Annotated in this window: 24 protein-coding genes; 13 read left to right on the plus strand and 11 right to left on the minus strand. The window is 64.9% G+C overall.

The genetic code is table 11. From position 1 onward, the window contains the following. Positions 1–122: 122 nt before the first annotated feature. The 6 genes from phoU to PFLCHA0_RS30315 all read right to left on the minus strand — a co-directional run bounded on the left by phoU (position 123) and on the right by PFLCHA0_RS30315 (position 8702). Positions 123–884: a phosphate signaling complex protein PhoU gene (phoU, locus tag PFLCHA0_RS30290; protein WP_015637500.1), complete on the minus strand. Its 762-nt coding sequence runs from the start codon at positions 882–884 to the stop codon at positions 123–125. 121 nt (positions 885–1005) lie between these two features. Continuing rightward, on the minus strand, positions 1006–1839 hold the full coding sequence (gene pstB / locus PFLCHA0_RS30295) for a phosphate ABC transporter ATP-binding protein PstB (protein WP_011064282.1): 834 nt from the start codon (positions 1837–1839) through the stop codon (positions 1006–1008). A 185-nt stretch (positions 1840–2024) separates the two neighbouring features. Then, on the minus strand, positions 2025–3695 hold the full coding sequence (gene pstA, locus PFLCHA0_RS30300) for a phosphate ABC transporter permease PstA (RefSeq protein ID WP_011064283.1): 1671 nt from the start codon (positions 3693–3695) through the stop codon (positions 2025–2027). A 15-nt stretch (positions 3696–3710) separates the two neighbouring features. Beyond that, complete coding sequence (locus tag PFLCHA0_RS30305) at positions 3711–5744, minus strand: ABC transporter permease subunit (protein WP_169892551.1); 2034 nt, start codon at positions 5742–5744, stop codon at positions 3711–3713. A 488-nt stretch (positions 5745–6232) separates the two neighbouring features. Next, positions 6233–7216, minus strand: a complete 984-nt coding sequence (locus PFLCHA0_RS30310; protein ID WP_011064285.1) for a phosphate ABC transporter substrate-binding protein PstS — start codon at positions 7214–7216, stop codon at positions 6233–6235. Positions 7217–7403: 187 nt separating this feature from the next. Further along, positions 7404–8702 (minus strand): MFS transporter, encoded by a 1299-nt coding sequence (locus tag PFLCHA0_RS30315; RefSeq protein ID WP_015637502.1) that lies wholly within the window; start codon positions 8700–8702, stop codon positions 7404–7406. A gap of 394 nt (positions 8703–9096) precedes the next feature. Between PFLCHA0_RS30315 and PFLCHA0_RS30320 the strand changes: the two genes are divergently transcribed. Then, entirely contained in the window at positions 9097–9501 is a 405-nt protein-coding gene (locus PFLCHA0_RS30320; protein ID WP_003229628.1) for an acyl-CoA thioesterase, read from the plus strand. Positions 9502–9559: 58 nt separating this feature from the next. Then, entirely contained in the window at positions 9560–10459 is a 900-nt protein-coding gene (locus PFLCHA0_RS30325) for a D-hexose-6-phosphate mutarotase (protein ID WP_015637503.1), read from the plus strand. Positions 10460–10564: 105 nt separating this feature from the next. Here PFLCHA0_RS30325 and PFLCHA0_RS30330 read toward each other — a convergent pair whose 3' ends face one another. From PFLCHA0_RS30330 to PFLCHA0_RS30350, 5 genes are all read right to left on the minus strand, one after another. Further along, complete coding sequence (locus PFLCHA0_RS30330) at positions 10565–11101, minus strand: DUF3299 domain-containing protein (protein ID WP_011064288.1); 537 nt, start codon at positions 11099–11101, stop codon at positions 10565–10567. 137 nt (positions 11102–11238) lie between these two features. Next, positions 11239–11484, minus strand: a complete 246-nt coding sequence (locus tag PFLCHA0_RS30335) for a GlsB/YeaQ/YmgE family stress response membrane protein (protein WP_011064289.1) — start codon at positions 11482–11484, stop codon at positions 11239–11241. Between the two features lie 107 nt (positions 11485–11591). After that, a complete protein-coding gene (locus PFLCHA0_RS30340; protein WP_015637504.1) occupies positions 11592–12674 on the minus strand; it encodes a 5-(carboxyamino)imidazole ribonucleotide synthase in 1083 nt (360 codons plus the stop codon). Positions 12675–12685: 11 nt separating this feature from the next. Next, positions 12686–13177 carry a 5-(carboxyamino)imidazole ribonucleotide mutase gene (gene purE / locus PFLCHA0_RS30345; protein ID WP_011064291.1) on the minus strand — a complete coding sequence of 164 codons (492 nt, stop codon included), beginning with the start codon at positions 13175–13177 and terminating at the stop codon, positions 12686–12688. A gap of 307 nt (positions 13178–13484) precedes the next feature. Beyond that, positions 13485–14399: a LysR substrate-binding domain-containing protein gene (locus PFLCHA0_RS30350; protein ID WP_011064292.1), complete on the minus strand. Its 915-nt coding sequence runs from the start codon at positions 14397–14399 to the stop codon at positions 13485–13487. A gap of 181 nt (positions 14400–14580) precedes the next feature. Here PFLCHA0_RS30350 and aspA point away from each other — a divergent pair, with 181 nt between their 5' ends. From aspA to PFLCHA0_RS30405, 11 genes are all read left to right on the plus strand, one after another. After that, positions 14581–16005 (plus strand): aspartate ammonia-lyase, encoded by a 1425-nt coding sequence (gene aspA / locus PFLCHA0_RS30355; RefSeq protein ID WP_041120431.1) that lies wholly within the window; start codon positions 14581–14583, stop codon positions 16003–16005. A 474-nt stretch (positions 16006–16479) separates the two neighbouring features. Then, positions 16480–16836 carry a DUF6124 family protein gene (locus tag PFLCHA0_RS30360; protein ID WP_015637507.1) on the plus strand — a complete coding sequence of 119 codons (357 nt, stop codon included), beginning with the start codon at positions 16480–16482 and terminating at the stop codon, positions 16834–16836. A 201-nt stretch (positions 16837–17037) separates the two neighbouring features. Next, positions 17038–17763 carry a hypothetical protein gene (locus tag PFLCHA0_RS30365; RefSeq protein ID WP_015637508.1) on the plus strand — a complete coding sequence of 242 codons (726 nt, stop codon included), beginning with the start codon at positions 17038–17040 and terminating at the stop codon, positions 17761–17763. Between the two features lie 98 nt (positions 17764–17861). Continuing rightward, positions 17862–18509: a hypothetical protein gene (locus PFLCHA0_RS30370; protein WP_015637509.1), complete on the plus strand. Its 648-nt coding sequence runs from the start codon at positions 17862–17864 to the stop codon at positions 18507–18509. A 47-nt stretch (positions 18510–18556) separates the two neighbouring features. Continuing rightward, a complete protein-coding gene (locus PFLCHA0_RS30375) occupies positions 18557–19576 on the plus strand; it encodes a beta-ketoacyl-ACP synthase 3 (RefSeq protein ID WP_015637510.1) in 1020 nt (339 codons plus the stop codon). Next, the gene (locus tag PFLCHA0_RS30380; protein ID WP_015637511.1) at positions 19576–20583 is read left to right on the plus strand and encodes an NAD-dependent epimerase/dehydratase family protein; all 1008 of its coding nucleotides are present in this window, start codon (positions 19576–19578) and stop codon (positions 20581–20583) included. The genes PFLCHA0_RS30375 and PFLCHA0_RS30380 overlap by 1 nt, the downstream gene beginning before the upstream one ends. Beyond that, the gene (locus tag PFLCHA0_RS30385; protein ID WP_015637512.1) at positions 20580–21434 is read left to right on the plus strand and encodes an MBL fold metallo-hydrolase; all 855 of its coding nucleotides are present in this window, start codon (positions 20580–20582) and stop codon (positions 21432–21434) included. Before PFLCHA0_RS30380 ends, PFLCHA0_RS30385 begins: the two co-directional genes overlap by 4 nt. After that, entirely contained in the window at positions 21424–22782 is a 1359-nt protein-coding gene (locus PFLCHA0_RS30390) for a F390 synthetase-related protein (protein ID WP_015637513.1), read from the plus strand. Before PFLCHA0_RS30385 ends, PFLCHA0_RS30390 begins: the two co-directional genes overlap by 11 nt. Next, the gene (locus PFLCHA0_RS30395; protein WP_015637514.1) at positions 22770–23924 is read left to right on the plus strand and encodes an ATP-grasp domain-containing protein; all 1155 of its coding nucleotides are present in this window, start codon (positions 22770–22772) and stop codon (positions 23922–23924) included. Before PFLCHA0_RS30390 ends, PFLCHA0_RS30395 begins: the two co-directional genes overlap by 13 nt. After that, the gene (locus PFLCHA0_RS30400; RefSeq protein WP_015637515.1) at positions 23921–25060 is read left to right on the plus strand and encodes a hypothetical protein; all 1140 of its coding nucleotides are present in this window, start codon (positions 23921–23923) and stop codon (positions 25058–25060) included. Before PFLCHA0_RS30395 ends, PFLCHA0_RS30400 begins: the two co-directional genes overlap by 4 nt. Next, the gene (locus tag PFLCHA0_RS30405) at positions 25057–26073 is read left to right on the plus strand and encodes an aromatic ring-hydroxylating oxygenase subunit alpha (protein ID WP_015637516.1); all 1017 of its coding nucleotides are present in this window, start codon (positions 25057–25059) and stop codon (positions 26071–26073) included. The genes PFLCHA0_RS30400 and PFLCHA0_RS30405 overlap by 4 nt, the downstream gene beginning before the upstream one ends. Positions 26074–26221: the final 148 nt, after the last annotated feature.

A 26221-nucleotide genomic window follows, 5' to 3' on the forward strand; every position in this document is an offset into this window, starting at 1 on the left:
GGCACTTTGCCAAAACTCTTCAGTCACGCCGGGACTTTTCGTTCGCGGGTGCTGCTTTTCAATTTCCAGGAGCACAAACAAAAACGCCCGGCCAAAAGGCCGGGCGCTCTTCTCGGGCACTCTTACTTATCGTCAGTTTCATCCAGAACATTAGCGGATTCGCCACTGGTACCTTCAACTTCCTGCTTCATGCGCTTGAGCCCAAGGTGACGAACATCGGTGCCGCGCACCAGATAAATCACCAGCTCGGAAATGTTGCGCGCGTGGTCGCCGATCCGCTCCAGCGAGCGCAGCACCCAGATAATGCTCAGAACCCGCGAGATAGAGCGTGGGTCTTCCATCATGTAGGTGGCCAGCTCACGCAGCGCGGTCTTGTATTCGCGGTCGATGATCTTGTCGTACTGGGCCACCGAAAGTGCCAGGTCGGCATCGAAGCGGGCAAAGGCGTCCAGGGCATCGCGCACCATGTTGCGCACCTGGTCGCCGATATGCCGCACTTCCACGTAGCCACGCGGGGCCTCGCCCTCTTCGCAGAGCTGGATGGCCCGGCGGGCGATCTTGGTGGCTTCGTCGCCGATGCGCTCCAGGTCGATCACCGACTTGGAGATGCTGATGATCAAACGCAGGTCCGAGGCCGCCGGTTGGCGACGGGCGAGAATGCGCAGGCATTCCTCGTCGATATTGCGTTCCATCTGGTTGATCTGGTCGTCGATCTCGCGCACCTGCTGGGCCAGGCCGGAGTCGGCCTCGATCAGCGCTGTGACCGCGTCATTGACTTGCTTCTCCACCAGCCCGCCCATGGCCAGGAGGTGGCTGCGTACTTCTTCCAGCTCGGCATTGAACTGCTGGGAGATGTGATGGGTTAAGCCTTCCTTCGAAATCATCGTGTTCGCTCCGCGAAAGTTGCAAGCTTCAAGCCGCAAGCTTCAAGCAGTTAAATAGTGATCCGGATGTCGCGCACCGCCTCTGTTGCGCCGCGTGAAACCTGCGGCTGGCAGCTGCTTTCTAGCCATAGCGCCCGGTAATGTAGTCTTCGGTCTGCTTCTTCGCCGGGTTGGTGAACAGCGTGTCGGTATCGCCGAACTCCACCAGTTTGCCCATGTACATGAAGGCGGTGTAGTCGGAAACCCGCGCCGCCTGCTGCATGTTGTGGGTCACGATGACGATGGTGAACTTGGACTTGAGCTCATAGATCAGCTCCTCGACCTTCAGGGTCGAGATCGGGTCCAGGGCCGAGCAGGGTTCGTCCAGCAGCAGCACTTCCGGCTCCACGGCGATGGTCCGGGCGATTACCAGACGCTGCTGCTGGCCGCCGGACAGGCCCAGGGCCGAATCATGCAGGCGGTCCTTGACCTCGTCCCACAGCGCCGCGCCCTTGAGGGCCCATTCCACGGCTTCGTCGAGCACGCGCTTCTTGTTGATGCCCTGGATGCGCAGGCCGTAGACCACGTTTTCATAGATGGTCTTGGGGAACGGGTTGGGCTTCTGGAACACCATGCCGACCCGGCGACGCAGCTCGGCCACGTCTTCGCCCTTGCGATAGATGTTGTTGCCGTAGAGGTTGATCGCACCCTCTACGCGGCAGCCGTCCACCAGGTCGTTCATGCGGTTGAAGGTCCGCAGCAGGGTCGACTTGCCGCAACCGGACGGGCCGATGAAGGCGGTCACGCGCTGCTTGGGGATGTTCATGCTGACGTCGAACAGCGCCTGTTTCTCGCCGTAGTACAGGCTCAGGCCGGGCACTTCGATGGCCACGGTTTCCTGTTCCAGGCTCAGGCTCTGCTTGTCGCGGCCCAGGGCGGACATGTTGATGCCATGAGTGTGTGCTTCGTGTTGCATGGGATGCTCCCTGTGCTACCAATTCGTTTGTCGTGAACCGCAGGCATCAGGCCAGCGGCGACATCATTCTGTTTGTAGGAGCCGGCTTGCCGGCGAAGAGGCCTTGAAGCCCTGCGTCGCCCTTGTGGGCGCCTTCGCTGGCAAGCCAGCTCCTACGCAAGCCAGCGTCCACACAAGCCAGCCGATCAGCTGTCCAGTGCCTTGTATTTTTCACGCAGGTGGTTACGGATCCACACCGCCGACAGGTTCAGGGTGGCGATCACCAGCACCAGCAGCAGCGCGGTGGCGTACACCAGCGGCCGCGCCGCCTCGACGTTGGGGCTCTGGAAGCCGACGTCGTAGATGTGGAAGCCCAGGTGCATGATCTTCTGGTCCAGGTGCAGGTACGGGTAGTTGCCGTCCAGCGGCAGCGACGGCGCCAGCTTCACCACACCCACCAGCATCAGCGGCGCCACTTCACCGGCAGCGCGGGCGACCGCGAGGATCATCCCGGTCATCATCGCCGGGCTGGCCATGGGCAGAACGATCTTCCACAGGGTCTCGGCCTTGGTCGCACCCAGCGCCAGGGAACCTTCGCGCACGGTGCGGGGAATCCGCGCCAGGCCTTCTTCGGTGGCCACGATCACCACCGGCACCGCCAGCAGCGCCAGGGTCAGGGAAGCCCAGAGCAGGCCCGGGGTGCCGAAGGTCGGCGCCGGCAGGGCTTCGGGGAAGAACAGACGGTCCACGGAGCCGCCCAGCACGTAGACGAAGAAGCCCAGGCCGAACACACCGTAGACGATGGCCGGAACCCCCGCCAGGTTGTTCACCGCAATGCGGATCACCCGGGTCAGGGTGTTCTGCTTGGCATATTCACGCAGGTAGACCGCTGCCAGCACGCCGAACGGAGTGACGATCATGGCCATGATCAGGGTCATCATCACGGTGCCGAAAATGGCCGGGAAAATACCGCCCTCGGTGTTGGCTTCGCGCGGGTCATCGCTGAGGAACTCCCAGACCTTGCTGAAGTAGAAACCGATCTTGGTAAAAGTGCCCATGGCGTTCGGCTGGTAGGCGTGTACCACCTTGCCCAGGCCGATCTCCACTTCCTTGCCGTTGGCATCACGGGCGGTCAGGCTGTCGCGGTTGAACTGGGCGTGCAGGTCGCTCAGGCGCGCCTCGATGTCCTGGTAGCGGGCATTGAGTTCGGCGCGCTCGGCATCCATGTCGGCCTGGGCCGCGGCATCCAGCTTGCCGTCCAGCTCCAGCTTGCGGCCGTGCAGGCGGATGCGTTCCAGGCCGGCGTTGATGGCGCCGATGTCGGATTTCTCCAGGGTCTTGAGCTGGGCGGCCAGCTTGTTCACCCGGTCGATCCGCGCTTGCAGCTCGGGCCAGGCGGCTTCGCCTTCGGCGATCACCTTGCCGCTTTCCTTGACGTTGACCAGGTAGCCGTAGAAGTTGCCCCACTCACGGCGCTCGATGGCCATCAGCTCTTTGGGGTAGCTCTGGTTGGTCAGCCACTCGCCGACGATCCAGGTGAAGTCGTTGCCGTTCAGGTCACGGTTGCCGACCTTGATCAGCTCGCGGGTCATGAACTCCGGGCCCTGGTCGGGCACCGGCAGGCCGGCACTCTTCAGGCGCGCCCGGGGCACTTCTTCCTTCTGCACCACTTCACCGATGACCAGGTGGTTGGCCTGGCCCGGAACGTCGTAGTTGGCGTGCACCAGGTCGGCTGGCCAGAAGTGGCCGAGGCCACGCACGGCGATCACCGCCAGCAGGCCGATGGTCATGATGACCGCGATGGACACCGCGCCACCGCTGATCCAGACGCCAGGGGCGCCGCTCTTGAACCAGTCTTTTAGGGAGTTCTGTTTCACAGACTTCTACCTTTCTTAAAGCGACGAGTATTTCTTGCGCAGACGCTGACGGATCAGCTCGGCGAGGGTGTTCATGACGAAGGTGAACAGCAGCAGCACCAGCGCCGAGAGGAACAGCACGCGGTAGTGGCTGCCGCCGACTTCCGATTCGGGCATTTCCACCGCGACGTTGGCGGCCAGGGTGCGCAGGCCTTCGAACAGGTTCATTTCCATGACCGGGGTGTTGCCGGTGGCCATCAGCACGATCATGGTCTCGCCCACGGCGCGGCCCATGCCGATCATCAGCGCCGAGAAGATCCCCGGGCTGGCGGTGAGGATCACCACCCGCGTCATGGTCTGCCACGGCGTAGCGCCCAGGGCCAGGGAGCCCAGGGTCAGACCCCGCGGCACGCTGAACACGGCGTCTTCGGCGATCGAGTAGATGTTCGGGATCACCGCAAAGCCCATGGCCAGGCCCACTACCAGGGCGTTGCGCTGGTCGTAGGTAATCCCCAGGTCGTGGGAGATCCACATGCGCATGTCACCGCCGAAGAACCAGTTCTCCATGAACGGGCTCATGTACAGCGAGAGGAAGCCGACGAAAATGATCACCGGGATCAGGATCGCGCTTTCCCAGCCGTCCGGCACTTTCAGGCGCAGCGACTCGGGCAGGCGGCTCCAGGCGAAACCGGCCACCAGGATGCCGATCGGCAGCAGGAGCAGCAGGCTGAAGATGCCCGGCAAGTGGCCTTCGACATAGGGCGCGAGGAACAGGCCGGCGAAGAAGCCGAGGATCACCGTCGGCATCGCTTCCATCAGCTCGATCACCGGCTTGACCTTGCGGCGCATGCCCGGGGCCATGAAGTAGGCGGTGTAGATCGCCGCCGCCACCGCCAATGGCGCCGCCAGCAGCATGGCGTAGAACGCCGCCTTCAGGGTACCGAAGGTCAGGGGCGAGAGGCTCAGCTTGGGTTCGAAATCGGTGTTGGCCGCGGTGGATTGCCAGACGTATTTAGGCTCGTCGTAGTTCTCGTACCAGACCTTGCTCCACAGCGCGCTCCAGGACACTTCCGGGTGCGGGTTGTCGAGCACCAGGGGCTGCAGCTTGCCGCCGGCCTCGACGATTACCCGGTTGGCCCGTGGCGACAGGCCGAACAGGCCCTGGCCGTCTACCACCTGGTCCACCAGCAGGGTGCGGTGGGCGGTGCTGTGGAACACCCCGAGCTTGCCGGCGGCGTCCAGGGCAACGAAACCCTTGCGACGCTCTTCGGCGGTGATTTCAACAATGGGCGCGGTGCCCATCTGGAAGGTGCGGATCTGCTTCAGGCGCAGCTCGCCGTCCGGATCGCGGGCCATGAACCACTGGGCCAGGCCGCCCTTGGAGGTCCCGATGATCAGCGAGATGCCGCCCACCAGCTGGGTGCTGGCGGTGACTTCGGTATCGGCGTCTTCCAGCAGTTTGTAGCGACCGTTGAGGCTCTTGTCCCGCAGGCTGAAGACGTCGGCCTGAGCGCGCCCGTTGATCACGTACAGCCACTGCTGGCGCGGGTCGATGTACATGGCCTTGACCGGCTCGGTCATCTGCGGCAGCTCGATGCGGCTCTGCTCGCTGGTGACCTCGCCGGTCATCATGTTTTCTTCGCGGGTCAGCTTCAGCACTTGCAACTGCGAAGCGGTAGAACCGGCAACGATCAGCGACGAATCGGTGGCATTGAGGTTGACGTGCTCCAGCGCACCGCCCTGCTCGTTCAGGGTGATGGGGGTTTCGCCGTAGGGGTACTCGATGGCCGGCGAGATGGTCTTCTTGCCGTCCGGGTAGCTGACCTTGTAGGTATGACGGAACACCAGGGCCTGGCCGTTGGACAGGCCGACCACCACCAGCGGGTTGCCGGGCTGGTCCTTGCCGATGGAGGTGACGCTGGCGCCCGCCGGGATCGGCAGGTCGACCTTGCGCAGCTCGGCGCCACTGTCGATGTCGAAGAACAGCGCCTGGCCCTTGTCGGATACACGCATGCCAACCTGGTTCTGCTCTTCCAGGGAGAACATCAGCGGCTTGCCGGCGTCCTGCATCCAGGCGGGAGTCAGAGGGTCCTTGGCGGTCAGCTCGGCACCCTGGAACAGCGGCGCAACGACATAGGCGAGGAAGAAGAAGATCAGGGTGATAGCACCCAGTACCGCGAGGCCGCCGACAAGGACGTACCAACGGGTCAGGCGGTCTTTGAGCGCGCGGATGCGGCGCTTGCGTTGCAGTTCAGGCGTATTGAAGTCAATGCGCTTGGGGGGAGAAGTCGTAGTCATGGTGGAGTTGGCCAGATCATTCATGCGCACACCCTAGCGATCCTGTATGACAGAAAGATGACAATGCAGTGACGCAACAAATCCGCCGCATGGCAGGGCCGGCAGCGGACAGAAAATGAGGTTGCAGGAGCCGGCAGGCCGACGAACCAGCCTTGAGCCTGGGTCGCCATTTCGGGCGCTTTGCCTGGCAAGCGGAACGCCGCCCGGCCAGCTCCTACGAAAACGAGAGGGTCCGGGGAGCCCGGACCTTCGGAGGCGGCTTATGCGCCTTCTTTCAGGCCCAGGTCAGCCAGTGCCTTGGCGGCCACCTTGGCTGGCAGTGGGATGTAGCCGTCTTTGACGACCACTTCCTGGCCTTGTTTGGACAGGACCAGTTTCACGAACTCGGCTTCCAGCGGGGCCAGAGGCTTGTTCGGGGCCTTGTTGACGTAGACGTAGAGGAAGCGCGACAGCGGGTACTTGCCGTTCAGGGCGTTTTCTTCGGTGTCTTCGATGAAGTCGGTGCTGCCTTTCTTGGCCAGGGCCACGGTCTTCACGCTGGCGGTCTTGTAGCCGATGCCCGAGTAGCCGATGCCGTTCAGCGAGGAGCTGATGGACTGCACCACCGACGCCGAACCAGGCTGTTCGTTGACGTTAGGCTTGTAGTCGCCTTTGCACAGGGCTTCTTCCTTGAAGTAGCCGTAGGTGCCGGATACCGAGTTGCGACCGAACAGCTGAACCGGCTTGTTGGCCAGGTCGCCCTTCACGCCCAGGTCGCCCCAGGTCTTCACTTCTTCCTTGGCGCCGCACAGACGAGTCGAGGAGAAGATCGCATCGACCTGTTCCATGGTCAGGTGCTGGATCGGGTTGTCCTTGTGCACGAACACGGCCAGGGCGTCCACGGCCACCGGGATAGCGGTTGGCTTGTAGCCGTACTTCTGCTCGAAGGCCGCCAGTTCGGTGTCCTTCATCTTGCGGCTCATCGGGCCCAGGTTGGAGGTGCCTTCGGTCAGCGCGGGTGGCGCGGTGGCGGAGCCGGCGGCCTGAATCTGAATGTTGACGTTCGGGTATTCCTTTTTGTAGTTCTCGGCCCACAGGGTCATCAGGTTCGCCAAGGTATCGGAACCGACGCTGGACAGGTTGCCCGACACACCAGTGGTCTTGGTGTAGCTCGGGATAGCAGGGTCAACAGCGGCAACCGCGTGGGCAGTCGCAACGCCAGCGGCGACAAAGGTCATTGCCGCCATCAAACGCTTCAGTTTCATGCCTTACTCCTAGCAGATAGGGTGTGTTAAGTCGGGGCCAAGTATCTGTAGGCCGTGTGAACACTCTATGTCCGGAATATGACAATTAGATGAAAGGCCAGCATTCCTCAACGGAAGCTGGCCTTTGCTTATTGTGTCGGTAGGAGCCGGTTGGCCGGCGAACCCATCTAAATGGGCATCAAGCCTGTCAGCGGCCCTTCTTCCACAGGTACAGCCCCACCAGCAGGCCGATGCCGCAAATGATTGCCACATAGTAGGCCGGGCCCATCGGGCTCTCCTTGAGCAGCCAGGTCACCACCATCGGCGTCAGGCCACCGAAGATCGCGTAGGCCAAGTTGTAGGAAAACGACAGGCCGCTGAAGCGCACCGCTGCCGGGAACGCCTTGACCATTACATAAGGCACCGCGCCGATGGTGCCGACGAACAGGCCGGTCAGGGCATACAGCGGGAACAGCCACTGCGGGTTGTCCAGCAGGCCGTGATAGAAGGTCCAGGAGGTGGCCAGCAACAAGGCGCTGCCGAAGACGAAGACCTTGCCGGCACCGAAACGGTCCGCCAGGGCTCCGGAGGCGACGCAACCCAGACTCAGGAACACGATCGCCAGGCTGTTGGCTTCCAAGGCAGTGATGGCCGGGAATTTATAGACGGTCTGCAGCACCGTAGGAGTCATCAGGATCACCACGATGATCCCGGCGGACAGCAGCCAGGTCAGCAGCATGGAAATGACGATGGCGCCACGGTGGTCGCGCAGCACCGCCCGCAGCGGCAGCTCTTCGGCCAGGGCCTTGCGCAGTTGCAGTTCGGCGAACACCGGGGTTTCGTGGAGCAGGCGGCGCAGGTACACCGAGAACAGACCGAACACCCCGCCCAGCAGGAACGGAATACGCCAGGCGTAGTCCGCCACTTCCACCGGGGTATAGATGCTGTTGATCGCGGTGGCCACCAGCGAGCCCAGGAGAATCCCGGCGGTCAGGCCCGAGGTCAGGGTGCCGCAGGCATAGCCGATATGCCGCTGGGGCACGTGTTCGGAAACGAATACCCAGGCGCCGGGCACTTCACCGCCGATGGCCGCGCCCTGGATCACCCGCATCAACAGCAACAGGATCGGCGCCCACAGGCCGATCTGCGCGTAGGTCGGCAGCAGGCCCATGATCAGAGTCGGCACCGCCATCATGAAGATGCTCAGGGTGAACATCTTCTTGCGCCCCAGCAGGTCGCCGAAGTGGGCCATGACAATCCCGCCCAGGGGCCGCGCCAGGTAACCGGCGGCGAAGATGCCAAAAGTCTGCATCAGGCGCAGCCACTCAGGCATGTCCGCCGGGAAGAACAGCTTGCCGACCACGGTGGCGAAGAACACGAAGATGATGAAGTCGTAGAACTCCAGCGCACCGCCCAAGGCAGACAGCGACAGGGTCTTGTAGTCACTTCGGGTCAAGGGACGGGCGGGCTGCGCTGGCTGCGCGGCGCTCGAGGGCACAGTGGTCATGGCAAGGGCTTCTCTTATTAGTCGGTTCTGGAAGCCGCAACAGCGCTGGTTGGGGCCTGGCAGGTTCGGCACGATAGCAAATTGTTCGAATGCGTACACAGCGGCGCACAAATGACTCACAAATTTGCGAACTGGACGGGTCGTCGCGGAGTCTATCGACCGATATACTCGCAGACCTCGAAGCGCAAAGCCGCTTCTGGCAAGGGTTGCTGTGCGAAAACGCTGCTGCGCGCCCCTGGCCCTGGCCAGCGCCAGTCGATTTCGCAGAGTTTCCCTTTAGCACGCCTTAGAAAGAACGTGACGAACGTAGTATGTTCGGGCTGAATCGTTTTTCCTGAAGACGGCTATTCACCTGAAGTACCCATGAAGCGTCACGGGTCAGAGGCCCCCCGGCATGATAGAACTCGAACAAGAAGATCCAATCCCGCAAGGCGACCTGGCCTTGCAAATCACCGCACTGCCCCGTGAAACCAACGGCTTTGGCGATATTTTCGGCGGCTGGCTGGTCGCGCAGATGGACCTGGCGGGCACCGCCATGGCCAGCCGCGTGGCCGGTGGCCGGGTGGCCACGGTGGCCATCGACCGCATGGCGTTCCTGGTGCCGGTGGCGGTGGGCGCGCAGCTGTCCTTCTATACCCAGACCCTGGAGATCGGCCGCAGCTCGATCCAGATGATGGTGGAAGTGTGGAGCGACGATCCCCTGTCCAGCGAATGGCGCAAGGTCACCGAGGCGGTGTTCGTATTCGTCGCCATCGATGGCAGTGGCCGCACCCGCTCGGTTCCGCCGCGCGCGCGCTAAACCTGATGACCGTTCTGCGGTCCATAGCAGCCCACACCTTGCGAACGAGAACAGCAGCATGCCTACGCCCCAGGTCGAAACGGTAAAACTGGATGAACTGAACTGCTGGCGCATCCGCCACGGTGACGCCGAACTGCTGGTGGCCCAGCAGGGCGCGCACATCCTCAGTTATCAAGTGGCCGGGCAACAGCCGCTGATCTGGCTCAACGACGAGGCCGTGTTCAAGCGCGGCAAGAGCATCCGCGCCGGGGTGCCGGTGTGCTGGCCCTGGTTCGGCAACTTTGCCCGCAACCCGCAGGCGGTGCAGGCCATGCGCCAAGGCACTGACCCGGCGCCGGCCCACGGCCTGGTGCGGGCCACCGACTGGGAACTGCTGGGCATCGAAAGCCAGGGTGACAGCCTGCTGGTGGAGCTGCGCCTGCCCTGCCCCGCGGGTGGTTTTCCCGGCTGGCCCCATCAAGTGGAACCGCGCCTGAGCATCCGCCTCGACCAGCAACTGCACATCAGCCTCAGCAGCCACAACCTGGGCACTGAAAGCGTGAGCATCAGCCAGGCGCTGCACAGCTACTTCGCGGTCAGCGATGTGCGCCAGGTGCAGGTCGAAGGCGTGGACGGGCTGAGCTACATCGAAACCCTGGAAGACTGGAAGACCAAGGTCCAGAGCGGCAGCCTGCACTTTACCGGCGAGACCGACCGCATCTACCTGAACGCCCCGGCGCAGCTGGAGATCGTCGATCCGGACTGGCAACGACGGATCCGCCTGCGCAGCGAAGGCTCGCGCACCGCGGTGATCTGGAACCCCTGGATCGACCGCGCCGCCCAATTCAGCGACATGGCCGACGACGGCTGGCAGCGCATGCTGTGCATCGAGACCGCCAACGTGATGGACGACATCGTCACCCTGGCCCCGGGCGCCAGCCACACCCTGAGCGTCAGCATCAGCGCCGCCCCGCTCTGACCCCCACCTGCCCCGTAGGAGCTGGCTTGCCAGCGAAGAGGCCCTCAAGACCGCGTTCGCCGGCAAGCCGGCTCCTACCGTTCAGCGGCGTTCAAATGCGCCGCTTCAGAGATCCGATTCCTTGACCACCCGCACCTTCGCCGCATCCAGGGCGTAGGCGGCATCGGCCAGGTCGTTGCTGACTTTCTCGATCTTCAGGGTGCCGGTCACCCACAGCGGCGTGTAGATGTCGTCCAGCTTCAAGCCCTTGGGAAAACGCACCAGCACCAGCTGGTTGGGCGGCGGTGGCGGCACGTGGATGCAGGCGCCCGGGTACGGCACCAGGAAGAACAGCGTGCTGCGCCCCTTGGCATCGGCTTCCAGCGGCACCGGATAACCGCCGATGCGGATCTGCTTGTCATTCATGGCCGGCACGGTCTTGGTGGAATACATCACCGCCGGCAACCCCTTGCTCTGCTTCAGGCCGCCCTTTTCGGTGAAGGTGCCATTGGCTTCCGGGGAGTTGTGGTCGATTTCCGGCATCTGCTCCAGGGCCTTCTGGTCCGACTTGGGCATCAGCTCCAGCCAATCGGTTTCCGGCAGTTCGCCAGCCTGGGCCAGGCCGCAGCCCAGCAGAACAAAGGTCAATAGAAGACGGCGCATGTGAGGGTGGCTCGGTCAAAAGGGAAGGACGGGAAAACCCGGGCATTCTAGTGCCCAGACCGTCAGATGCGTTGAAGTTTCAGATGAAGAAAAAGGCTCCCCTCCGCGCGGACGGCAGAGGGGGCTTGTAGCGTGGTTCAGCTCTTCTTGACGAAGCCGTAGATCACCAGCAGGACGATCGCGCCCACCAGCGCACCGATGAAACCGGCGCCCTGGCCAGCCTGGTAGATACCCAGCGCCTGGCCGCCATAAGTGGCCGCCAGCGAACCGCCGATACCCAGCAGGATGGTCATGATCCAGCCCATGCTGTCGTCGCCCGGTTTGAGGAAGCGCGCCAGCAGACCAACGATCAAGCCGATGAAAATGGTTCCAATAATGCCCATGGCTGTTCCTCTGTAAGGGGGGTTCAAGCCAAAGCCTAGCCAGCACTTTGGCATCCTGCTATCAGAGAACGGCGGGAAACGAAGGTTCCCGCCAGCCAGAGGATTTGTTACTCGGCGATCAGCGCTTGCACCTTGAGGATCTGCGATTGCAGGGTCGCCTGATCGGCGCAGCGCAGGTTGGCGTGGCCGACCTTGCGACCGACCTTGAAGGCCTTGCCGTAGTGATGCAGGTGGCAGTCGTCGATAGCGATGACCTTGTCCACCGGCGGCACTTCGCCGATGAAGTTGATCATGGCGCTCTCACCGACCTTGGCCGTGGAGCCCAGGGGCAGGCCGGCCACCGCCCGCAGGTGGTTTTCGAACTGGCTGCACTCGGCGCCTTCGGTGGTCCAGTGCCCGGAGTTGTGCACCCGCGGAGCGATCTCGTTGGCCTTGAGGCCGCCGTCCACTTCGAAGAACTCGAAAGCCATGACGCCGACGTAATCCAACTGCTTGAGCACGCGGCTGGAGTAGTCCTCGGCCAGAGCCTGCAACGGGTGGTCGCTGCTGGCCACCGACAGGCGCAGGATGCCGCTGTCGTGGGTGTTGTGCACCAGCGGGTAGAAACGGGTTTCACCGTCTCGGGCGCGCACGGCGATCAGCGAGACTTCACCGGTGAAGGGCACGAAGCCTTCCAGCAGGCAAGGCACGCTGCCCAGTTCGGCGAAGGTGCCTGCGACGTCGGCGGCGCTGCGCAGGACCTTCTGGCCCTTGCCGTCGTAACCCAGGGTGCGGGTCTTGAGTACCGCCGGCAGGCCGATGCGCGCCACGGCGGCGTCGAGATCCGCCTGGGACTGGATGTCGGCAAACTCCGGGGTAGGAATCCCCAGGTCCTTGAACATGCTCTTCTCGAACCAGCGATCGCGGGCGATGCGCAGGGCTTCGGCGCTCGGGTAGACCGGCACGAACTGCGAGAGGAAGGCCACGGTTTCCGCCGGCACGCTCTCGAATTCGAAGGTCACCAGGTCCACTTCATCGGCCAGCTGGCGCAGGTGGTCCTGGTCGCCGTAGTCGGCCCGCAGGTGTTCGCCCAGAGGGGCGGCACAGGCGTCCGGCGCCGGGTCGAGGAAAGCGAAGTTCATTCCCAGCGGAGTCCCCGCCAGGGCCAACATGCGGCCCAGCTGGCCGCCACCGATTACACCGATCTTCATCGTCAACAACCTCAGGCGACGCGCGGGTCTGGATTGTCCAGGACGCTGTCTGTCTGTTCAGCACGGAATTTTTTCAGCACCGCATGGAACTGCGGGTGCTTGGCGCCCAGGATGCTCGCCGAGAGCAGGGCCGCGTTGATCGCGCCCGCCTTGCCGATGGCCAGGGTGGCCACGGGGATGCCGGCCGGCATCTGCACGATGGACAGCAGCGAATCCACGCCCGAGAGCATCGACGACTGCACCGGCACGCCCAGCACCGGCAGGTGGGTCTTGGCCGCGCACATGCCCGGCAGGTGCGCCGCGCCGCCGGCACCGGCGATGATCACCTCGATGCCTCGCGCCTCAGCCTCATCGGCGTACTGGAACAGCAGGTCCGGGGTGCGGTGTGCGGAAACCACCTTCACCTCGTAAGGGATGCCGAGCTTTTCCAGCATATCGGCGGTGTGGCTAAGGGTGGACCAATCGGACTTGGAGCCCATGATCACGCCAACCAGTGCACTCATCGTCGTGCCTCTTCTCTCTGGGCGCCCGCAGGCGCGTCAAAAACAACAAGCCACGCGAAATGCGTGGCTTAAATTGTACGAATTATGGCCAGGCGAACCGGCCGAAGGCCGCGCAGTATACCGAAAAAGGCGCGTTAAACGCACTTTCGCCGACCATCTGCAAAACAAAGTATTTCCGGCGCAAAACCCCGGTTTTATTGACTCCCAGGTCAATCCCGTCCCCCTCGCAGGCGCTGGCTTGCCAGCGAAGAGACCCACCCTGCGATCACCACCCTCCCGGCCGACGCTTTCGCCGGCAAGCCGGCTCCTACGTGGCCGCAGCTTGCGCGGCAGCGCCTTCCAGCTTGCGCCACAGCAAGCGTACGTTGGCCTTGCGCACCAGGGCGCAGCGGTACAGGCGAATCTCCAGCGGCACATGCCATTGCGCCCCGCCGCACACCACCAGCTCGCCCCGGGCCAGCTCGGCGCGCACGCTCAGTTGCGGCACCCAGGCAATGCCCAGGCCTTCCAGGGCCATGCTCTTGAGGCTGTCGGCCATGGCGGTTTCATAGACGGTGGTGAAACGCAGGTTGCGCTGGCGCAGCAGCAGGTTCACCGAACGCCCGAGGAAAGCCCCGGCGCTGTACGCCAGCAACGGCACGCTGGCCTCGCCTTCCAGGTCGAACAGCGGCTTGCCCTGGGCATCGGCGGCGCACACCGGGAGCATCTCGGTGTGCCCCAGGTGCAGCGAGGGGAAGATTTCCGAGTCCATCTGCAAGGCTGCGTCCGGGTCATAGAAGGCCAGCATCAGGTCGCAACCGCCTTCGCGCAGGGCGTGCACCGCATCACCGACGTTGGTGGCCACCAGCCGCGTGGCGATGTTCAGCCCTTCGTTGCGCAGTTGGGCGATCCAGCGCGGGAAGAAACCCAGCGCCAGGGAGTGGGCCGCCGCCACCTGCATCACCTCGCCCTGCCCGCCTTCCAGGTGGTGCAGGTGACGCACCACCTCGCCGAGCTGTTCGACCACGGTGCGCGCGGTCACCAGGAACAACTGCCCCGCTGCCGTCAGCTCCACCGGCGTGCGCGAGCGGTTGACCAGGGTCAGGCCCAGGGCCGCTTCCAGGCTGCGGATGCGCCGGCTGAAGGCCGGCTGGGTCACGAAACGTCGCTCGGCAGCCTGGGAAAAGCTGCGGGTGGCGGCCAGGGCACTGAAGTCCTCGAGCCATTTGCTTTCCAGATTCATCACGTCCTCCCGGACACGCACCATTTTAGGTCACACGCTCGCCGGCAACCCGGCGTCACACCGGCATTATGCCGAATATGCATAGCCCAGTGTTTAACAGCATTGGCCCAAAAAATCCCTTCGGCCTAGGATTCGCAGCGTTCCCGGCACAGACCGGGTCCCTACCGAGATGATCTCCGTCATGTCCTCCGCTGCATCTTTCCGCACAGAAAAAGACCTGCTTGGCGTACTCGAAGTACCGGCTCAAGCGTATTACGGCATCCAGACCCTGCGAGCGGTGAACAACTTCCGCCTCTCCGGCGTTCCGATTTCGCACTACCCAAAACTGGTCGTGGCCCTGGCAATGGTCAAGCAGGCAGCTGCTGACGCCAACCGCGAACTGGGTCATCTGAGCGAAGCCAAGCATGCAGCCATCAGCGAGGCTTGTGCCCGCCTGATCCGCGGCGACTTCCACGAAGAGTTCGTGGTGGACATGATTCAAGGCGGCGCTGGCACTTCGACCAACATGAATGCCAACGAAGTCATCGCCAACATCGCGCTGGAGGCCATGGGCCACAGCAAGGGCGAATACCAGTACCTGCACCCGAACAACGACGTGAACATGGCGCAGTCCACCAACGACGCCTACCCGACCGCGATCCGCCTGGGTCTGCTGCTGGGTCACGACGCGCTGCTGGCCAGCCTCGACAGCCTGATCCAGGCGTTCGCCGCCAAGGGCCAGGAATTCAGCCACGTCCTGAAGATGGGCCGTACCCAGCTGCAAGACGCCGTGCCGATGACCCTCGGCCAGGAATTCCACGCCTTCGCCACCACCCTGGGTGAAGACCTGGCTCGCCTGAAGACCCTGGCGCCGGAAGTGCTGACCGAAGTCAACCTGGGCGGCACCGCCATCGGTACCGGCATCAACGCCGACCCGCGCTACCAGCACCTGGCCGTACAACGCCTGGCCACCATCAGCGGCCAGCCGCTGGTACCGGCGGCCGACCTGATCGAAGCCACCTCCGACATGGGCGCCTTCGTGCTGTTCTCCGGCATGCTCAAGCGCACCGCGGTCAAGCTGTCGAAGATCTGCAACGACCTGCGCCTGCTGTCCAGCGGCCCACGCACCGGCATCAACGAAATCAACCTGCCAGCGCGTCAGCCCGGCAGCTCGATCATGCCCGGCAAGGTCAACCCGGTCATCCCGGAAGCGGTCAACCAAGTGGCGTTCCAGATCATCGGCAACGACCTGGCCCTGACCATCGCGGCCGAAGGCGGCCAGCTGCAACTGAACGTGATGGAGCCGCTGATCGCCTTCAAGATCTTCGACTCGATCCGCCTGCTGCAACGCGCCATGGACATGCTGCGCGAGCACTGCATCACCGGCATCACCGCCAACGAAACCCGTTGCCGCGAACTGGTGGAGCACTCCATCGGCCTGGTCACCGCGCTGAACCCGTACATCGGCTATGAAAACGCCACCCGTATCGCCCGCATCGCCCTGGAAAGTGGCCGTGGCGTACTGGAACTGGTGCGCGAAGAAGGCCTGCTGGACGACGCCATGCTCGACGACATCCTGCGTCCGGAAAACATGATTGCCCCGCGTCTGGTTCCGCTGAAGGCGTAACCGGCGCAACACCGAAACACGCAACACCGCTCACCAGGTTGAGGGACTAGACACCTCTCACCTTTTGAGGGCTTGGAGCTTCGTCTCCAGGCCCTTTTTTTTGCCTGGAGAAAAGCAGAGCTTGTAAGGGGATGCCGCCCGGCATCGAAGCGGATTCGCTTTGTTTTGTAGGGCAAATCCGAGAGAATCCCCCACGCCTTTGAGCGCCTTGTACCCCTTCGAACGATCAGGCAGTCTCCCGGTGCCGCTGCCAAATCAGCGGCCCGGATGTGGAAGTTCGGACCTGAGTAAGCATGAGCGCTCATGAGCATGGCTCGACGTATTTTCGTTGGCATCGCTTTATGGCGGTTGTGCGCGGGACACCTTCGGGTGTGCTGGGTTACTCAGTCCCGGTCTTCCACACCCTCGCACAACTGCCACCCCTCATGTGGAAGTGAGCTCGGCAGTCCGTTAACTACTGAGTGAGTGACCGTCATGAAAAAGCTCGTCCCCGATCCACCCTTGCCCACCGATCATCCGCGCCGCGACCCGGAGCTGGACCGCGCCAACGCCAACCTGCTGGCCGCCTTGCACGGCACCCGTCATCGCCCCTTCGGCCTGCGCGATGGCCGGGGCCACCCGCTGTTCGCCGTGCAACCCCAGGTGAATGCCGAAGACGCCCTGATGCACGTCTCCTTACTGCTCAAATGCGCCGAAGAGGTGTCCGATGAAATCACCGAACGGGCCAGCGGCATCGAACGCGGACTGATCTGGTCCATGGTGCATTCCGTGGAAATGGCCCGCGCCGTGGTGGACGCCCTGCTCGACGGCGCCCGCCCCAGCCCCGCCTAAACACCGCCCCGTAGGAGCTGGCTTGCCAGCGAAGAGGCCTGCCCTGCCTTCACCGAAATCCGGCCGACGCCTTCGCCGGCAAGCCGGCTCCTACAGGTCTTGCGAGCGTTATGGTCCCTTGTTTTAAACCAGCACAATCCATCGCCCGCAGTGGATAATCGCCTCTCTCAAACATCCGCCATCCCCGAGGCACCGCAGTCGATGGACCCGACGCACACCCAAGCTCTGCAACAGCTACGCAAGCTGATCCCCATCGGCCTGCGCCATGCCCAGGCCCTGCTCGCCCGCTGCGCCAATAATCCGCAGCAAGCCGCCGAGCTCTACAAAGCCGAGCTGTTGCAGGTGCTGGTAGACAAATCCGGCCTGCCCCCCGAGCAAGCACGAGAACACTTGCTCAACGCCGGTTACGACCTGAACTGCGCCCTGCACGCTATAGAAGAAGCGCGCTTCACCCTGACCCAGCGCATCCTGCGCAAGCACCACCGGGACCCGGGCCAGGCCCTGGACCTGATCGCCCAGGCCATCGAAACCGCCGAGCAGCTGCCGCGTCAGTACTGGCTGGATTTGCAACGACTGGAGGCGCTGGCCCCGGCGCTGCGCTGCTTCATGGTGCTCCACGAGTGGCTGGCCTTCGAGGACTGGGAGGGTTTCGACAGCGCCCTGCACTTTCACCTGCCCCAGGCCATCGCTCAGTTCAGGCTCCTGCATCTGGACGCCCTGGCGGACACCCTGGAGCAGGCCGATCAGCGCCAGCAGCAGCTACGAGCCGCCCACGCCGGGAGCGAAGGCCCTGTCGATCTGGCCATGCGCATCAACCAGGACCCGTTCTTCAACCGCTGCCAGGACCACTTCAACCAGCAGCGGCCGCAGCTGGACGAGCGCCTGTACCAGTGGGTGGAGCAACACCTGGAGCAGTTTCCAGCCTGAACAGCCGCTTGGCGTTGGCGCACACGCCGCTGCTCAACACACCCCAGAAGCCGGTAGACTGCCGCCCTCACCGAACACGGACCTCGGATTCAGCCCCCATGGAATTGCACTACCGCATCACCCCCGCCCACACCGACGCCTGGATTGCCGAACCGCTGAAGCAGGAATTGCTCAAGGATGATCAGCAGCATGTCCAAGCCATGACCACATTTGCCCGGTGGCAAGGCCGCTTGATCGGTCCCGTGATGTTCGCCCTGTGTCTGATTGGCGGCTGCCTGTCGATCTATTTCCCCGAGCGAACCTTCACCCCGGAGAAGGTCATCGCCATGGTGGCGTTCGCCTTGATCTTCATCCCCCTGTGGTGGCGATTTTCCGGGCGCTGGATCAAGCACCTGCAAGCCCGGATTGCCGCCACCCCGATCAAGCCCCAAGCGCCGCTGCGCGGGTTGAGTCAGCGCCTGATCGAAACCCGGTTGCGGGCCGTCGAAGGCACCTATTGCCTGAACTTCGACGACCAGGGCTTCACCCTGCTCAACACCCGCGGAGGTCAGAGCAGCCTGGCCTGGAAGCAGATCGCAAGCGTGCAGGAAATTCCCGACTTCTACCTCGTGGCGGACGCCGATATGGAGCGTCAAGGCGTGGCCTGCTTCATCGCCAAACACACTGACCTGATGCCCACCGAGGCCTACCAGCAGGGGCTGCAAGCCTTCCTGAGCCAATGCCCGGCGGCACTGCCAGCGCACTAACCGCCTCTCTCAACGCCAGCCCCGACGCCCACACACACGGAATTTGCATGCACACATCAGCGTCCTCCCCTCGCCCGGCCCGCGCCCTGGCCATCCTCGGCACCGGCCACGCCCTGCCACAGCGAGTGGTCACCAGCGCCGAGCTGGACCGCCAGCTCGGCCTGGAAGCCGGCAGCGTGGCGCGCATCAGCGGAGTGCAGCAGCGCCACGTCGCCGACCCTGCGGACACCGCCGCCAGCCTCGGCGCCAGCGCCGCGCGCCAGGCCCTGCACGCGGCGGGCCTGGAACTTGGCCAACTGGACCTGATCGTCTGCGCCAGCGGCACCATGGACCAGGGCATGCCCTGCAACGCCGCGCTGCTGCAACGGGAGCTGGGCCTGGGGCAGTCGGGCATTGCGGCCATGGACATCAACGCCAGCTGCCTGGGCTTTATCGCCGCCCTGGACACCCTGTCCTGGCCGATCCAGGCCGGGCATTACCGGCGCGTGCTGCTGGTGTGCGCCGACATTGCCTCCTGCGGCCTGGACTGGCAGCAGGTGGAAGTCTGCGGCATCTTCGGCGACGGCGCGGCAGCGGTGGTGCTGGAAGCGGGCGACGGCGGCCCGAAGATCCTCGCCTCGCGCCTCAGGACCTACGCCGAAGGCGCCGCGCTGTGCCAGATCCCCGCCGGCGGTTCGCGCTTTCATCCGCGGCGCATCCAGGTGCCGTTCGAGCCCCTGACCAGTTTCACCATGCAGGGCAAGGGCGTGTTCCGCCTAGCGGCCAAGCACCTGCCCGAACTGATGGACGATTTGCTGCAGCAAGCCGCACTGTCCCTTGCGCAGATCGACTGGATCATCCCCCATCAAGCCAGTCAGCAGGCCATGCAGCATGCGGCCAAACGCCTGAGCCTGGGGCCGGAGAAAGTCGTCGATATCTTTGCCCAGCATGGCAATCAGGTGGCGGCCTCGCTGCCCACCGCTCTGGACATCGCGGTGCGCGACGGGCGCATTCAACGCGGACAAACCCTGATGCTGATCGGCACCGGCGCGGGCCTGTCCCTCGGCGGCATGATCCTGGAGTACTGATGAAGATCCTGGTCACCGGCGGTACCGGTTTTATCGGACGGCATCTGGTCTGGAAGCTGGCCGCCGAAGGCTGCGAGGTGCAGTTCAGCGGGCGCAACCCCGAGGCGGCGGCGCAAGTCATTGCCCACAGCCCGGCGCCCGTGCGCTGGCTGCCCCTGGAGCACGGCAGCCCGCTGGCCAAACGCCTGCTGGCCGATGCCAGCCGCGAGCATGACGCCATCGTGCATTGCGCCGCCTTGTCTTCACCCTGGGGTTCGCCCCAAGCGTTTGCCCGGGCCAACCTCGACTCCACCGCCGAGGTGATCCACGCCTGCGGCAAGAACCGCATCCCGCGGCTGGTGCATATCTCCACCCCCAGCCTGTATTTCAACTTCAGTGATCGCCTGGGCATCCGCGAAGACCAGCCGCTGCCACCACCGGTGAATGACTACGCCCGCAGCAAGGCCCAGGCCGAAACCCTGCTGGCAGACGCCAAGCTGCCCGAATGCGTGATCCTGCGCCCCCGGGCGGTGTTCGGCCCCTGGGACGCAACCCTGATGCCGCGCCTGCTGCGGGTGATGCAACGGGGGGCGATTCCGCTGATGCGCGGCGGCCAGGCACAGCTGGACCTGACCTGCGTCGACAATCTGGTGCACGCGGTGTGGCTGGCCCTGACCCGGCCCCTGCCGCGCCCGCTGTGCGTCTACAACCTGAGCAACGGCACACCCCTGGCCTTCAAGGACCTGCTGCAACAGATGGCCGAGCACTTTCGCCTGCCCCTGCGCACCCGTCGCCTGCCCTGGCCCCTGGTGCATGGCCTAGCGCGCCTGCTGGAGCTCAAGGCACGCCTGGGCAACGGCGCCGAACCCTTGATCACCCGCTACGGCGCAGGCGTCCTGGCCTTCAGTCAGACCCTGGACATCAGCGCCATCCAGCGCGAGTTGGGCTACCACCCAGTGATCAGCCAGGACCAGGGCATTGCCCAGCACGCCCAATGGTGGCTGGCCCAACAGAGACAAAAACCATGAGCCGCAGCGTGAGCTTGAAGATCCTCCGGGCCGGCTGGTGCCAGCACCTGGAATGCATGGCCGACCGTGGCGGGCGCCTGGCGCCGGTGCAATTTCCGGCGCTGTGCGGGCTGATCCAGCACCCGGACCACGGCTGGATTCTGTACGACACCGGCTACGCCGAGCACTTCTTCCAGGCCACCCGGGCCCTGCCCGAGCGCCTGTACCGCAGTGCGGTGCCGGTGCAGTTGCCGGTGGTCGAGCAATTGGGCGCGCAGCTGCATGAGCTGGGCATCGGCCCGGGGGATATCCGCTACGTGATCATTTCCCACTTCCACGCCGACCATATCGCCGGGCTGCGGGATTTTGCCAATGCGCGCTTTATCGCCCTGGAAGCCGATTACCGGCATATCGACAGCCTGCGCGGCCAGCGTTGGCGCGCCACCCTTGGCGGCCATCTGCCGGGCTTGCTGCCGGACGACTTCAGCGCCCGCCTGCGCCTGGCCGAAGCCAGTCCCAGCTGTGCGCTGCCAAGCTGGATGGCGCCGTTCGAGCAAGGCCTGGACCTGTTCGGCGATGGCAGCCTGATCGGCGTGCCGCTGCCGGGGCACAGCGCCGGCCAGCTGGGCCTGTTCATCCCCGACGCCCAGGGCCGGCCGGTGTTCCTGGTGGCCGACGCCTGCTGGTCGGTGCCGGCCTGCCGCGCCGAGCGCCTGCCCGCTGCACCGGCACTGTGGTTTGCCAGCGCCGACCGTCAGCAATACGTGCGCACCTACAGCGGCCTGGGCCAGCTGATTCGCCGCGAACCGGCGGTGGCGGTGCTGCCGTCCCATTGCACCCAGGCCTGGGAGGCGTTCGCCAATGAACAGTGAGCGCCTGCTGGGCACTCTGCGCAGCATCGGTTCATTCGTGTTCAGCCGCTACGCCCTGCGCTTTCGCCGCCGCGAGCGGCTGGAAGCCTGGCAGGCCCGGCGCCTGCGGCACTTCATGGCCAAAGTCCTGCCCCGTGGCCAGCGCTTCAACGGGCTGACCCAAGACGGCCTGCACAGCTTGCCGCTCATGGACAAAGCCGCCCTGATGAGCGACTTCGCCGCCTTCAACACCCGCGCCCTGAGCCTGGAGCAGGTGTTGCCGGTGGCCCTGCAGGCCGAGCGTTCCCGGGACTTCAGCCCGACCCTGGGGGACATCACCGTGGGCCTGTCCAGCGGCACCTCGGGGGCCCAGGGGGTGTTCCTGGTCAGCAGCGTGGAACGCCAGCGCTGGGCCGGCATCCTGCTGGCGCGCACCCTGCCCCGGGCCCTGCTGCCACGGCTGCTGTGCCCCTGGCTGGCGCCGCTGCGGATCGCCTTCTTCCTGCGGGCCAACAGCCGCCTGTACACCACCCTGGCCAGCCGCCGCATCGACTTCGCCTTTCATGACCTGACCCTGGGCCTGGCCGCGTCCCTGCAACGCCTCAACCAGCAGAACCCGGACGTGCTGGTGGCCCCGGCCACGGTGCTGCGGGGGCTGGCCCAGGCGGCCCTGGCCGGGCAGCTGACGATCCGCCCACGGCACATCCTGTCGGTGGCCGAAGTGCTGGAAAGCACCGACGCCGAGCTGGTCCAGCAAGCCTTCGGGCGCAAGCCGCAGCAGATCTATCAGGCCAGTGAAGGCTTTCTCGGCTACACCTGCGAGGCCGGCACCCTGCACCTGAATGAAAGCCACCTGCACATCGAGCCGCAATGGCTGGACCCTGAGCGCACGCGCTTCCAGCCGATCATCACCGACTTTTCCCGGCGTACACAGCTGATCGTGCGTTATCGCCTCAACGACATCCTGCGGGTGGCCAGCGCGCCCTGCCCCTGTGGCCGTGCGGAGCGGGCCATCGCCGCCGTGGAAGGCCGCGCCGACGAGATCCTCTGGCTGCCCCGGCTCGACGGCCAGCAGCTGGCACCGCTCTACCCTGACGTATTGCGCCGGGCCCTGCTGATGCTGGGGGCGGAACTGGAGGAATACCAGATTCACCAGCGCGGGCTGCTCTGGCAGGCCAACCTGCGTACCTCGGGCGACTACCACGGGCTGTGCCAGCGCTTGAGCGAAGCCCTGGCCGAACTCTGCGCGCAACAAGGGCTGCAGGCGCCGCAGCTGAGCTTCGGCCACTGGCAGGCACCACCGCCACAAACAAAAAGACGCCGCCTGCTGATGCTGCAACTACCCGAGGGACTGCCATGCGTGTATTGATTCTCGGCGCCCGGGCCCCGGCCTGCCTGGAGTGGGCCCGGGCCTTTAGCCAAGCCGGCTGGACGGTGACCGTGGCCGATTCCCTGGCCCAACCCCTGAGCCGCTTCAGCCGCGCCGCCGAGCACTTCGTGCGCCTGCCGGAACCCCGCCACGACCCCGAGGCCTGGATCGAAGCCCTGGCGGGGGTCATCCGCCAACAGGCCATCGACCTGCTGCTGCCCACCTGCGAAGAGGTGTTCTACCTGGCCCACGGCCTGGAGCGCCTGCGGCCTTTGTGTCGGGTGTTCACCAGCGACTTCGAGCTGCTGCACCGCCTGCATCACAAGGGCGATTTCGCCGCCATGACCCAGGGCTGGGATGTGGCCGCGCCGCCGACCCGGGTGCTGCATGACCCGGCCGCGTTGCAAGCACTGGCGGCAGAGCACGATGCCCTGGTGTTCAAGCCGGCCTATTCGCGCTTCGCCTCCCAGACCCTGATCCGCCCGAGCCCGGCGCAACTGGCCAAGGTCCAGCCCAGCGCCGAGGCGCCCTGGGTGGCCCAGCAGTTTGTCCCCGGCCAGGAGTACTGCAGCTTCAGCGTGCTGATGGACGGCCAGTTGCGCGCCCACAGCAGCTACCAGCCGCGCTACCGGGTCGGGCGCGGCTCGGGGATCTACTTCCACAGCTGTGCCCCGGCGCCGATCCGTGCGTTTCTGGAACAGTTCGGCCGGGCCACCGGCTACACCGGGCAGGTGGGTTTCGACTTCATCGAAGACCAGCAGGGCCGCTTCCATGTCCTGGAGTGCAACCCCAGGGCCACCAGCGGCGTGCACCTGTTCGACGACCAGCGCGTGCAGTTGGTAGCGGCGCTGGGCAGCGAAGCCGACGCAGCGCTGGAGGCGACCCTGGAACCCCGGATGATCGCCCTGGCCATGCTGCTTCTGGCGGCGCCGCAACGGGCCTTGAGCCGCACGTTCTGGCACGACTACCAACAAGCCCGGGACGTGATCGTCCAGGACGGCGATCGCGGCCCGCTGACCGCCCAGCTGCTGAGCCTGAGCGAGATCATCGGCCGCGCCCTGACCCGCCGTTGCGGGCTGCTGGCCGCCTCCACCGCCGATATCGAGTGGAACGGCCAGCCCCTGGGAGCGCCGCGCCGATGAAACTGTTGCTGCCCGAGCAACTGGCCCTTGAGCCCCCGAGCATTGGCGACAGCCACGCCCGGCAGTACGTGCGCACCTGCGCCGGCGGCGCGCTGATCGGCAATGTCAGCACCGCCCTGGCCCTGCTGGACACCGGCCGCCAGCAGTTCCCGGTGAGCATCAACCACGGCCACGACCCTGTGGATAACTGTTACGTGGTCTCTCCGCAAACCGCCTACAGCGGCTATGCCCGGGAAGAACTGCAGCGCCTGAAACGGCCCTGGCTGGCGTGGCCCTTGAAGCTGCTGACCCAGGGCGTGGACCGGCTACTGAGCGCGGCCAAGGTCGACCGTTTGGTGCAGGTCAACAACTGGCTGCTGTCGACCAACCTCTACCCCGCCGATTGGGATGGTTCGGATTTGCCGGCGATCACCGAACTGCTGCGCCGGCAGTTTCCCGACCACGGCTTTGGCTTTCGCTCGCTCAACGACTTCAGCAACCTCGAACTGCGCAAGCGCCTGCAAGCCCTGGGCTACCTGGCGATCCCCAGCCGTCAGGTGTACCTGTTCGACGGCCGCGAGGGCGAACATTCAGCCTTCCTGCGCCACCACAACACCCGCCTGGACGCCACCCTGCTGCGCCGCAGCCCTTATACGGTGGTGCCCGGCAGCGAATTGAGCGAAGCCGACTTCCAGCGCATCGAGCAGCTGTACAACCTGCTCTACCTGGACAAATACAGCCGCCTGAACCCCCACTACAGCGCCCAATGGCTGCAACGCGGGCAGGCCGAAGGCTGGCTGGATGTGCGCGCCCTGCGCAACGCCGAAGGGCGCATTGACGGCGCCCTGGGCTGGTTCGCCAACAGCGCGCTGATCAGCACCCCCATCGTCGGCTACGACACCGCCCTGCCCCAGCGCGCCGGCCTGTACCGGCAACTGACCAGGCTGTGCCTGCAAGAGGCGGTGAACCGCCGTCAGGTGCTCAATTTCAGCTCCGGCGCCGCCGCCTTCAAGCGCCTGCGCGGCGGCCAGCCCGAAATCGAATACAGCCTGATCCACGTCGCCCACCTGCCCTGGTCGCGGCGCCTGGTGTGGCAACTGATGGGCCTGCTGCTGCAACGAATCGGCGTACCGCTGATGAGGAAGCTCAAACTGTGAACAGTCACGCGGGCTGGTGGCCCGTCGCCCTGAGCCGGCAGCTGCACAAGCAGCCCCTGGCCTGCACCCTGCACGGCGTACCGCTGGTGCTGTTTCGCGATGCCGACGGCGCCGCCGCCGTGCTGCCGGACCGCTGCCCCCACCGCTTTGCGCCACTGAGCGCCGGCCGGGTGCGCGACGGGCAGCTCCAGTGCCCCTACCACGGCTGGCGCTTCGACCCCCAGGGCCGTTGTACTCAGCTGCCCGGCCAGGAGCAGCAGCGGTGCAGCCAGCCCTTGTTGCAACCGCTGCACAGCTGCGAAGCCCAGGGGCTGGTGTGGGCCAGCCTCGCCAGCGAGCGGCCGAATGCCCCGCCGGTGGCCGCCGCCGAGCAGGCCCAGGCCCTGGATGTGTTCTGGATCAGCGACCGGGTGCAGTGCAGCTTGCAGGACGCCGCGGAGAACTTCCTCGACGGCTTCCACACCCATTTCGTGCACGCCGGCTGGATCCGCCACGACCGCCAGCGCCAGCGGATTCGTGCCTGGGTGCATCAGCTGGAAGACGGGGTCGAAGCGCAGTACAGCGAAGAAGGCACCCAATCCGGGCTGATATCGCGGCTGTTCGAAGGCGAACGCGGCCTCAGCATGGGGCGCTTTCGCCTGCCGGGGCTGGCGGAAATCGAATACCGCGACCGCCAGGGCCGGCTCAACCTGCTGGTCAGCGCCTGGCTCAGCCCGACTGCCGAGGGCGAACTGCGCCTGTTCGCGCGCATCGCCACGGCCCGCGGCCGCTTGCCGGGCTGGCTCAAGCGCGCTGTGCTGCAACCCTTGTTCAAGGTGATCCTCAAACAGGACCGGCAGATCCTGGAAAAAGTCAGCGCCAACCAGCAGCGCTTTGCCACGGTGCCGCTACGCTGGCACCGGCCCACCCCTCTGGACAGCTCGCTGGATCTGCTCGGGCCGTGGATTCGCCAGTTGCTGGAGCAAGGTGAAATGCACGACTTCCAAGAACGCCGAGAGGAATTCTGGCTGTAATCCCGTAGGAGCCGGCTTGCCGGCGAACAGGCCCTCAAGACCGGCGCCGCTCAAACGGGCCCCTTCGCTGGCAAGCCAGCTCCTACGGCTTGGCAGCGATATCAAAGGGATGATGCGGGCCTCTGTTCGCGGGGTTTTGCGGGGCGTG

Origin of the sequence: Pseudomonas protegens CHA0 (assembly GCF_000397205.1) — a bacterium.
Taxonomy (GTDB): Bacteria; Pseudomonadota; Gammaproteobacteria; order Pseudomonadales; family Pseudomonadaceae; genus Aquipseudomonas; species Aquipseudomonas protegens.

Excerpts from the sequence above, each read along its gene's own strand:
- phoU (WP_015637500.1), bottom strand. The coding sequence starts at position 884 with ATGATTTCGAAGGAAGGCTTAACCCATCACATCTCCCAGCAGTTCAAT.
- pstB (WP_011064282.1), bottom strand. The coding sequence starts at position 1,839 with ATGCAACACGAAGCACACACTCATGGCATCAACATGTCCGCCCTGGGC.
- PFLCHA0_RS30305 (WP_169892551.1), bottom strand. The coding sequence starts at position 5,744 with ATGCAGGACGCCGGCAAGCCGCTGATGTTCTCCCTGGAAGAGCAGAAC.
- PFLCHA0_RS30310 (WP_011064285.1), bottom strand. The coding sequence starts at position 7,216 with ATGAAACTGAAGCGTTTGATGGCGGCAATGACCTTTGTCGCCGCTGGC.
- PFLCHA0_RS30315 (WP_015637502.1), bottom strand. The coding sequence starts at position 8,702 with ATGACCACTGTGCCCTCGAGCGCCGCGCAGCCAGCGCAGCCCGCCCGT.
- PFLCHA0_RS30320 (WP_003229628.1), top strand. The coding sequence starts at position 9,097 with ATGATAGAACTCGAACAAGAAGATCCAATCCCGCAAGGCGACCTGGCC.
- PFLCHA0_RS30325 (WP_015637503.1), top strand. The coding sequence starts at position 9,560 with ATGCCTACGCCCCAGGTCGAAACGGTAAAACTGGATGAACTGAACTGC.
- PFLCHA0_RS30330 (WP_011064288.1), bottom strand. The coding sequence starts at position 11,101 with ATGCGCCGTCTTCTATTGACCTTTGTTCTGCTGGGCTGCGGCCTGGCC.
- PFLCHA0_RS30335 (WP_011064289.1), bottom strand. The coding sequence starts at position 11,484 with ATGGGCATTATTGGAACCATTTTCATCGGCTTGATCGTTGGTCTGCTG.
- PFLCHA0_RS30340 (WP_015637504.1), bottom strand. The coding sequence starts at position 12,674 with ATGAAGATCGGTGTAATCGGTGGCGGCCAGCTGGGCCGCATGTTGGCC.
- purE (WP_011064291.1), bottom strand. The coding sequence starts at position 13,177 with ATGAGTGCACTGGTTGGCGTGATCATGGGCTCCAAGTCCGATTGGTCC.
- PFLCHA0_RS30350 (WP_011064292.1), bottom strand. The coding sequence starts at position 14,399 with ATGAATCTGGAAAGCAAATGGCTCGAGGACTTCAGTGCCCTGGCCGCC.
- aspA (WP_041120431.1), top strand. The coding sequence starts at position 14,581 with ATGTCCTCCGCTGCATCTTTCCGCACAGAAAAAGACCTGCTTGGCGTA.
- PFLCHA0_RS30360 (WP_015637507.1), top strand. The coding sequence starts at position 16,480 with ATGAAAAAGCTCGTCCCCGATCCACCCTTGCCCACCGATCATCCGCGC.
- PFLCHA0_RS30365 (WP_015637508.1), top strand. The coding sequence starts at position 17,038 with ATGGACCCGACGCACACCCAAGCTCTGCAACAGCTACGCAAGCTGATC.
- PFLCHA0_RS30370 (WP_015637509.1), top strand. The coding sequence starts at position 17,862 with ATGGAATTGCACTACCGCATCACCCCCGCCCACACCGACGCCTGGATT.
- PFLCHA0_RS30375 (WP_015637510.1), top strand. The coding sequence starts at position 18,557 with ATGCACACATCAGCGTCCTCCCCTCGCCCGGCCCGCGCCCTGGCCATC.
- PFLCHA0_RS30380 (WP_015637511.1), top strand. The coding sequence starts at position 19,576 with ATGAAGATCCTGGTCACCGGCGGTACCGGTTTTATCGGACGGCATCTG.
- PFLCHA0_RS30385 (WP_015637512.1), top strand. The coding sequence starts at position 20,580 with ATGAGCCGCAGCGTGAGCTTGAAGATCCTCCGGGCCGGCTGGTGCCAG.
- PFLCHA0_RS30390 (WP_015637513.1), top strand. The coding sequence starts at position 21,424 with ATGAACAGTGAGCGCCTGCTGGGCACTCTGCGCAGCATCGGTTCATTC.
- PFLCHA0_RS30395 (WP_015637514.1), top strand. The coding sequence starts at position 22,770 with ATGCGTGTATTGATTCTCGGCGCCCGGGCCCCGGCCTGCCTGGAGTGG.
- PFLCHA0_RS30400 (WP_015637515.1), top strand. The coding sequence starts at position 23,921 with ATGAAACTGTTGCTGCCCGAGCAACTGGCCCTTGAGCCCCCGAGCATT.